The organism is Noviherbaspirillum denitrificans, from assembly GCF_002211445.1.
Classification (GTDB): Bacteria; Pseudomonadota; Gammaproteobacteria; order Burkholderiales; family Burkholderiaceae_D; genus Noviherbaspirillum; species Noviherbaspirillum denitrificans.
Map to the genome: position 1 here is coordinate 2,999,776 of NZ_LSTO01000001.1, position 7,604 is coordinate 3,007,379.

Annotated in this window: 6 protein-coding genes and 1 pseudogene; 2 read left to right on the forward strand and 5 right to left on the reverse strand. The window is 64.1% G+C overall.

Features of this window, described 5'->3' with window-relative positions; translation table 11 throughout:
• Together AYR66_RS14530 and AYR66_RS14535 are read left to right on the forward strand one after the other, a co-directional pair.
• On the forward strand, positions 1–2,130 hold a 2,130-nt coding region (locus AYR66_RS14530), incomplete at its 5' end, for a DEAD/DEAH box helicase (RefSeq protein WP_206047178.1).
• Between the two features lie 55 nt (positions 2,131–2,185).
• Positions 2,186–2,992 (forward strand): annotated as a pseudogene (locus tag AYR66_RS14535) (NYN domain-containing protein); the annotation flags it as partial.
• A gap of 17 nt (positions 2,993–3,009) precedes the next feature.
• Here AYR66_RS14535 and AYR66_RS14540 read toward each other — a convergent pair.
• The 5 genes from AYR66_RS14540 to AYR66_RS14560 form a co-directional block, all read right to left on the reverse strand.
• Positions 3,010–4,254: a patatin-like phospholipase family protein gene (locus AYR66_RS14540; protein ID WP_088708079.1), complete on the reverse strand. Its 1,245-nt coding sequence runs from the start codon at positions 4,252–4,254 to the stop codon at positions 3,010–3,012.
• Between the two features lie 64 nt (positions 4,255–4,318).
• The gene (locus AYR66_RS14545) at positions 4,319–5,077 is read right to left on the reverse strand and encodes a type 2 periplasmic-binding domain-containing protein (RefSeq protein WP_088708080.1); all 759 of its coding nucleotides are present in this window, start codon (positions 5,075–5,077) and stop codon (positions 4,319–4,321) included.
• 2 nt (positions 5,078–5,079) lie between these two features.
• Complete coding sequence (locus AYR66_RS14550) at positions 5,080–5,853, reverse strand: ABC transporter permease (protein ID WP_088709823.1); 774 nt, start codon at positions 5,851–5,853, stop codon at positions 5,080–5,082.
• Positions 5,854–5,941: 88 nt separating this feature from the next.
• On the reverse strand, positions 5,942–6,937 hold the full coding sequence (locus tag AYR66_RS14555) for an ABC transporter substrate-binding protein (RefSeq protein WP_088708081.1): 996 nt from the start codon (positions 6,935–6,937) through the stop codon (positions 5,942–5,944).
• On the reverse strand, positions 6,934–7,604 hold a 671-nt coding region (locus AYR66_RS14560; protein WP_088709824.1), incomplete at its 5' end, for an ABC transporter ATP-binding protein. The genes AYR66_RS14555 and AYR66_RS14560, both read right to left, overlap by 4 nt.

Here is a 7,604-nt window from a genome sequence, read left to right on the forward strand (position 1 = left end):
GAAGCGGACGCACGCCTGCATGCGCACCTGATGCCGTTCGGCGAGGGCTTGCGCATGCAGGTCCTCGTCAAACCCTTCGCGGACGGCGGCCCCTTCTACCCGCCGGGCGAAGGCAGCGAAAGTGTCATTGCTGAAGTCGGCGGCAGGCGCTTGCACGCATCGCGCGACCTCGATGCCGAGAAGGCATCCGAACGGCAACTGGTTGCCGCCTGCCCCATGCTGGGTGAGGCGCGCAAAGCGCATGGCGAGTGGCTGTTCGACGATACGCAGGACAGCCTTGAACTGCTGCTGCAACTGCAGCACCTGGGCGACAGCATCGCCATCGCCTGGCCCGAAGGCGAACGTTTCCGCGTCGGGCAGGGCGCCGGCTTCGCGGAGATGCGCCTGACCGTCAAGAGCGAGCGCGACTGGTTTGCCGCCGGCGGGCAGCTCCAGGTCGACGAACAGACCGTGCTCGACCTGCGCACGCTGCTCGAACGGGTCAAACAGGGCAGCGGACGATTCATTCCGCTCGAAGGCAACCGTTTTCTCGCCCTGACCAGGGAGTTCCACCGCCGCCTCGGCGAACTGGCCGCATTTGGAGAGCTTCATGCGAAGGGTGTGCGCGTGCATCCGCTGGCTTCGTTCGCGCTGGAAGAACTGGCGGCCGAAACCGGCAGCGTGAAGGCCGACGCGCAGTGGGAGCAGCACCTCGCACGCCTGCGCGAACTCGATGCCTTCGATCCGCAACTGCCCGGCACTTTGCAGGCAGAGTTGCGCGGCTACCAGCAGGATGGCTTCCGCTGGCTCGCCCGTCTTGCGCACTGGGGCGTGGGTGCTTGCCTGGCCGACGACATGGGCCTGGGCAAGACCGTGCAGACGCTGGCGCTGCTGGTGGCGCGCGCAGGGCAAGGGCCGGCGCTGGTGGTGGCGCCGACCTCGGTGTGTCCCAACTGGATGAGCGAGGTTGCGCGCTTCGCGCCCACGCTCAAGCCGATGCTGTTCGGCGCCGGCGACCGCCGCGAAGCGCTGGCCGCATTGCAGTCCTTCGATGTCGTCATCACCAGCTACGGCCTGCTGCAGCAGGAAGCCGAACTGTTCGCCGGCGTGCGCTGGCATACCATCGTGCTCGACGAAGCGCAGGCCATCAAGAATGCCGCCACCAAGCGCAGCCAGGCGGTGATGGCGCTGCAGGGCGATTTCCGCATGGCCGTCACCGGCACGCCGCTGGAAAATCATCTCGGCGAATTGTGGAACCTGTTCCGCTTCATCAATCCCGGCCTGCTCGGTTCGCTGGAGCAATTCAACCAGCGCTTCGCCGTGCCGATCGAGCGCGACAACGATGCGGCCGCGCGCGCACGGCTACGGCGCTTGGTCCAACCGTTCATGCTGCGCCGAACCAAGAGCCAGGTCCTGGCCGAACTTCCATCGCGCACGGAAATCCTGCGCGATATCGAATTGTCGAAAGAGGAAATGGCGCTGTACGAATCGTTGCGCCGCGACGCGCTGCAACGACTGGCCGCCGACGGTGCGCCGGCGGGGCAGAAGTCACTGCAGATCCTTGCGGAAATCATGCGGCTGCGCCGCGCCTGCTGCAATCCGCAACTGGTCGCGCCCGAACTCGGCCTGGACAGCAGCAAGCTGGCTGCCTTTGGTGAACTGCTGGACGAATTGCTCGAGAACCGGCACAAGGCCCTCGTCTTCAGCCAGTTCGTCGACCACCTCGGCCTGATCCGCGCCTACCTCGACGAGCGCGGCGTACGCTACCAGTACCTCGACGGCGCCACACCCATGCAGGAACGCCAGCGGCGCGTCGACGCCTTCCAGGGCGGTGAAGGCGAGGTCTTCCTCATCAGCCTCAAGGCCGGCGGCACCGGCCTCAACCTGACGGCGGCGGATTACGTGATCCACATGGACCCGTGGTGGAATCCCGCGGTCGAAGACCAGGCATCGGACCGCGCCCATCGCATGGGCCAGCAGCGGCCGGTCACGATTTACCGGCTGGTGGCGCGCAACACCATCGAGGAAGCGATTGTCGACCTGCACCGCCACAAGCGCGACCTGGCAGACAGCCTGCTGGAAGGCGGGGATGCCGGCGGCAGGATGTCGCCGGATGAGATCATGCAGCTGTTGCGCGGGGAGGCCGGATAGTGGAATACAGGCATCGATGCAATAATGCGGGCATCCCTTTACACCAGGAGTCTCCATGGCCGGACCGGTAGAAATCACCAGCATGGCGCTGTTCTGCGATTTCGAGAACATTGCGCTGGGCGTGCGCGACGCCAAGTACGCCCACTTCGACATCCGCCGCGTGCTCGAACGCCTGCTGCTCAAGGGCAGCATTGTGGTCAAGAAAGCGTATTGCGACTGGGACCGCTACAAGGATTTCAAGGCGCAGATGCATGAGGCGTCGTTCGAGCTGATCGAGATCCCGCATGTGCGCCAGTCGGGCAAGAATTCGGCCGACATCCGCATGGTGGTCGACGCGCTCGACCTCTGCTACACGAAGGCGCACGTGGATGCCTTCGTCATCATCAGCGGCGACTCGGATTTCTCGCCGCTGGTGTCCAAGCTGCGCGAGAACAACAAGTACGTGATCGGCATCGGCGTCAAGGATTCGACTTCCGACCTGCTGGCGGCCAATTGCGACGAGTTCATTTTCTATGACGACCTGGTGCGCGAGCAGAAGCCCAAGCGCAAGGTGGCGGAGAAGAAGCCTGCCGCGAAGAAAACCGGCAACGGCGCGGCAAAAGCGCAGGCGCCGAAGAGCGAGGATGACCGGCGGCAGGAAGTGCTCGACTTCGCGGTCGAGACGGTGGAAGCGCTGGTCGCCGAGCGCGGCGACGACAAGATCTGGGGTTCGATGGTCAAGCAGACCATGAAACGGCGCCGGCCGGGATTCAATGAGTCGTCTTACGGCTACCGCTCGTTCCGCGAACTGATCGAGGATGCGCAGCAGCGGAACATGCTGACCATCGCGCGGGATGACAAGACGGGGCAGTATGCGGTGAGGCTGGCGTCGGCGGAGGATTAGGCCGCCGGTTCCACCACCGCCTTCTGCGCCGATGCCGGCGCGCCAGGAACAGTACGCGCCCCCTGCACCGGCTCCGGCAGCGGCGCCGCTTCCGCATGATGCGGATCGATGAACAGGCGCACGAGGTTGGTATCCGATGCAATGCCGATCAAAGGTGCGCCACCGCCGTCGATCTTGCCGTTCTCCCACGCCGCCGCGACTTCGCGGCCCAGGTTGCGCAAGTGCTTGAGGAAGCCCAGTGCAGTATTGCTCTTGCTGGCGACACCGAAGCAGGCCATCTCCGCGTGCGGCGGGATGTAGTGGATCAGCACTTCCACCTTGTTGTGCAGGGTCTTGCACGCCTTCATCGCATCCGGATGCGGCATCAGTTCGCGCAGCAACTCGTTGACCTCATGGATGCGCTTGATCTCGGAAATCAGCGATGCATTGAAGGTGATCTCGTTCATGCGGTCGATGATTTCCCACGCGGTGTCGGGCGGCAGGTTGGTCTTGTCCATCACGATCGGGTTGACGCCGACGATGACGAGGTCACGCGTTTCCTGCTTGTGGTACTGCACCAGCGGAATCAGCGCCGGATCGGCGACATAGCCGCCATCCCAGTAGTATTCCTCGCCGATCTTCACCGCGCGGTCGGCCACCGGCAGGCAGGCGGAGGCAAGCAGGTGGTCGACATCGATTTCATTCTTGTGGAAGGTCTGCAGCTGGCTGGTGCGGACGTTCGTGGCGCAGACGTAGAGCGCCGGGCCGATGGTGCTTTCGCGCAGCACCTTGAAGTCGATGCAATCCGCGAGCGCCATCGATACCGGGTTCTGGCGCAGGTCGAACAGGCGCTGGTAGGGCGACATCACCAGCGACAGTGCATTGAGCGCCACCGGGATCGGCGTGCCGTCAATGTTCCATGACGGGTACAGCGGGTTGGCGAGGAAGCGGTAGGGGTTCAGCGTGAAGTCGCCGATGGCGGCGACGTTGGTCCAGAACTGCTTGAGCAGGCGCCGCGTTTCGGCGCGGCGTCCGGTGTCCGTCAACGGCTTGCCGTCGGGGCTCTTTTCCAGGTTGAGGCCATAGGCGAGGACCGCGGCGACCATCGCGCCGCCGCTGGTGCCGCTGACAGCCGCGATCTCGATGTCTTCGTTCTGCAGCAGGCGGTCGACCACGCCCCAGACATAGGCGGAATGCGCGCCGCCGCCTTGCAGCGCGAGCAGGATTTTTTTCTTTTTCGGTGTGGTTTTATTCCTGGGCATGGTCCTGGCCTCGTGTGAAAGATCAGTACCAATGTAGGGGAATGCCCCGGCGCGCGCAACTTGCTCAGTGGCAATCCGGCGCGGTCTGGTCGAGATAGACTTCGAAGGCGATGTTGCGCACCGCGCTCTTCATCAGCTTGTCGAGCTGGCCGGTTGAGGTCCAGTCGGCGACGACTTTCTTCAGGTAATCCGCGGTCTTCCTGTCGGCGGCGGGAACGACAAAGGCCAGCGTGGTGCGCGGCCCGGCCGGCAGGCGCGCGGAAAACTTCTTCCATTCCGGGTAGCGGATCAGTTCTTCCAGCATCGCGCTGTCGTGCACGGTCGCGTCGCATTCGCCGATGCGCACCGCGATGAACGCATCAGCCGGGGCGCGGTAGACCTTTTCAATGGCGCCGTACCTGGCCGCGATGGTGCCCGTGTGCACACCGCCTTCGGACACGCAGACCTTGCGGCCTTTCAGCTGCTCCCAGGTCTTGATGTCGGTGTCGTTGCGCATGATCGCCATCGGCGCCGACGTGTAGCCGGTGGGGATGACGGTGTGGGTGCGGACCAGCGGATCGTTGTCCGTGACCGTGGCGAGGGCCAGGTCGGTCTTGCCGCCCTTCACTGTCGCGAGAGGGAGCTTGAGGCGTTTCGCGACGTCTTCCAGCAGTGCCTGGTCGAGCGTTTCGGGTGTGCGGAATTTCATGCCGCCGCGGTATTCCGGCACCACGTACTGGATGCCTGCCTGCAGCGTGCCGCGCTGGCGTGCGTTGTCCAGTCCGCCGGCTTGCGCGATGCCGCAGGCGGCGAGCAACAGCAGCGTCAGGCGGACGGTATGCATGGTCAGACGTATTGGTAGCGCAGCACGCGGTGCTTCAGGCGTTCGAGCAGCAGCTGGTCGATCAGCGGCGCGATGATGGCGATGGCGAGGATGTTGGTCATCACGCCCACCATGTCAGCGGTTTCGCCCGCATACGACAGCGAACGGCCGAGGCCTTTGCCGAAGCCCACCAGCATCTCGCAGGAAATCAGCGCGCGCCATGCATTGCCGAACGCGAGCTGGGCGCCGGTGATCAGTTCCGGCATCACGGCCGGCAGGTAGACGCGCTTGAGCAATTCCCAGTGCGACGCGCCCATCACGCGGGCGGCGGAGACGTGGACCTGCTGCACGCTTTCGGTCGCGTTCATCACCGACAGCGCCGCCGGGAAGAAGGCGGAGATCGCGACGACCACGATGATCGGCATGTTGCCGAACCCCATAAGGATCAGGAACAGCGGCACCCAGGCGATCGACGGGATCGACTGCAGGATGATGATCGCGGACTTGAGCACCTCGCGGAAGAAAAACATGATCGCGCCGAGCAGGCCGAAGCCGACGCCGAACAGCATCGCCGAGCCGTAGCCGGTGCCGAGGCGGAACAGGCTGCCCCACAGCGCGGTACGGAAGCTCTCGGACTGCATTTCATTCCACAGGCGGACGATCACGGTGGGCACGTCCGGCATCAGGAAGTCGGGCAGCGACCATGCGGCGGCCTGCCAGCCGAGGAGGATGACGGCGACTGCAAGGACGAAGGCGATTTTCTTGTTGGCGCCGGAGAGGCGGGGTTTGGTGCTCATGTTGTTCTTCAAATGCGATGGCCGGCGGAGGCCGGCCATGGTGTGCTTGGGTTTTCTCCCTCCTCTCGTCTGCGCGAGAGGGGAATGATTACAACTTCCGCTGCTGCTGCCAGCTCAGATCCAGGATCGACTTCACATCGAACGGCTTGCCGTCACGCGTCTTCAGCGAACCCTGCTCCTGCAGGATATCCGCGATCTCCTGCATGCGCGCCTGTTCCTTCGCGGTCAGCACCGGGCTGAAGGTCTGGCTCTTGATCGCGTCGGTGATGACGGTCTCGCGCGGCAGGTCGCCCTTGGTCAGGGTCTTGAGCGTCGGTTCGCTGATGAAGTAGCCGGCGATGTGCTTGGAGGCGTCAGCGGGTTTCTTTTGCAGCATGTCGATCGCTTCCTTCTGCGCATCGAGCGACTTCCATACCGCATCCTTGCGCTTCTTCAGCGTCTCGCCGGAGGTGATGACGACCATGCAGGGGAAGGGCCAGACTTCTCCGATTTCATAGACCTGCTTCACCGGCGCCACCAGTTGCGCGATGCTGGCTTGCGGCTCAAACAGGAACGCGGCGTCGACGCGCTTGCCGATCAACGATTGTACGGCCACCTGCGGGCTCACGCCCATCACGTTGACGTCGTCCGGCTTGAGGCCGGCCTGCTTGAGCACCACGCCCTTGAGCACGGTGTCGGCGGTGCTGCCCTCGGCCTGCGACGCGAGGATCTTGCCCTTGAGGTCGGACACTTTCTTGATGCCCGATTCGTCGCGTGCGATGATCGCGTGGTAGCCGTGCTGCGCGCCGCCCACCACCTTCAGGTCCGCGCCCTTGGAGGCCCAGGCGACCGCGTTGGTGAAGCCGAGCACGCCGGAATCGAGCTGGCCGCCGACGATGGCCTTGATGAGGTCGGTGCCGGACTTGAATTCGACCAGTTCGACATCCAGGCCGTACTTCTTGTACAGGCCGGCTTCCTGCGCCAGGATCGCTTGCGCATCATCCATCACGCGCAGGTAACCCACCTTGAATTTTTCCTCGGCGTTCGCCTGCACGGCGATCGCGAATGCCGCGACCGCGGCCAGCAACAGTTTCCCGGATTTCATATTCCCGCTCCTTCCGTCAGTGTTACATCCTCGTGCTCCGCATGGATGCCGAGCAATTGCAAAATCTCGCGCCGCACGTCGGCGAAGTCCGACAAGTCGTGCGTCTTCTCGAAGTGTTCGAGGTTGAATTCCTTCAATACCTTCGCCGGGCGGTTGCTGAACACCAGGATGCGGTCGGCGAGGAACAGCGCCTCGTCCACATCATGGGTGACCAGCAGCACCGTGGGCCGCGCTTCGCGGATCAGGTCGCGCAGGACATCCTGCAGTGTCATCCGGGTAAGAGCGTCGAGCGCGCCGAAGGGTTCGTCCAGCAGCAGCACTTTCGGGCTTGTGATGAACGCGCGCGCGAGTGCCGCGCGCTGCCGCATGCCGCCCGACACCTGGTGCGGGTAGTAATCCTCGAAGCCCTTGAGGTTGACCTTTTCCAGCCAGGCAAAAGCCTGCTCGCGCGCCTGCTTCTTGTCGACCTTCTGCAGCTCCAGCGCCATCGACACGTTTTGCGCGAGCGTCATCCACGGATAGAGCGCATTTTCCTGGAACATCAGCATGCGCTCGGGATTCGGCCCCTCGACCGGCTTGCCGCCGGCGAGCATCTGCCCGCCGCTCGGCTTTTCGAGCCCGGCGGCAATGTGCAGCAGCGTCGACTTGCCGCAGCCGGACGGGCCGA

Coding starts and splice junctions, on each gene's coding strand:
- AYR66_RS14545 (WP_088708080.1), bottom strand. CDS start 5,077: ATGCATACCGTCCGCCTGACGCTGCTGTTGCTCGCCGCCTGCGGCATC.
- AYR66_RS14555 (WP_088708081.1), bottom strand. CDS start 6,937: ATGAAATCCGGGAAACTGTTGCTGGCCGCGGTCGCGGCATTCGCGATC.
- AYR66_RS14550 (WP_088709823.1), bottom strand. CDS start 5,853: ATGAGCACCAAACCCCGCCTCTCCGGCGCCAACAAGAAAATCGCCTTC.
- AYR66_RS14540 (WP_088708079.1), bottom strand. CDS start 4,254: ATGCCCAGGAATAAAACCACACCGAAAAAGAAAAAAATCCTGCTCGCG.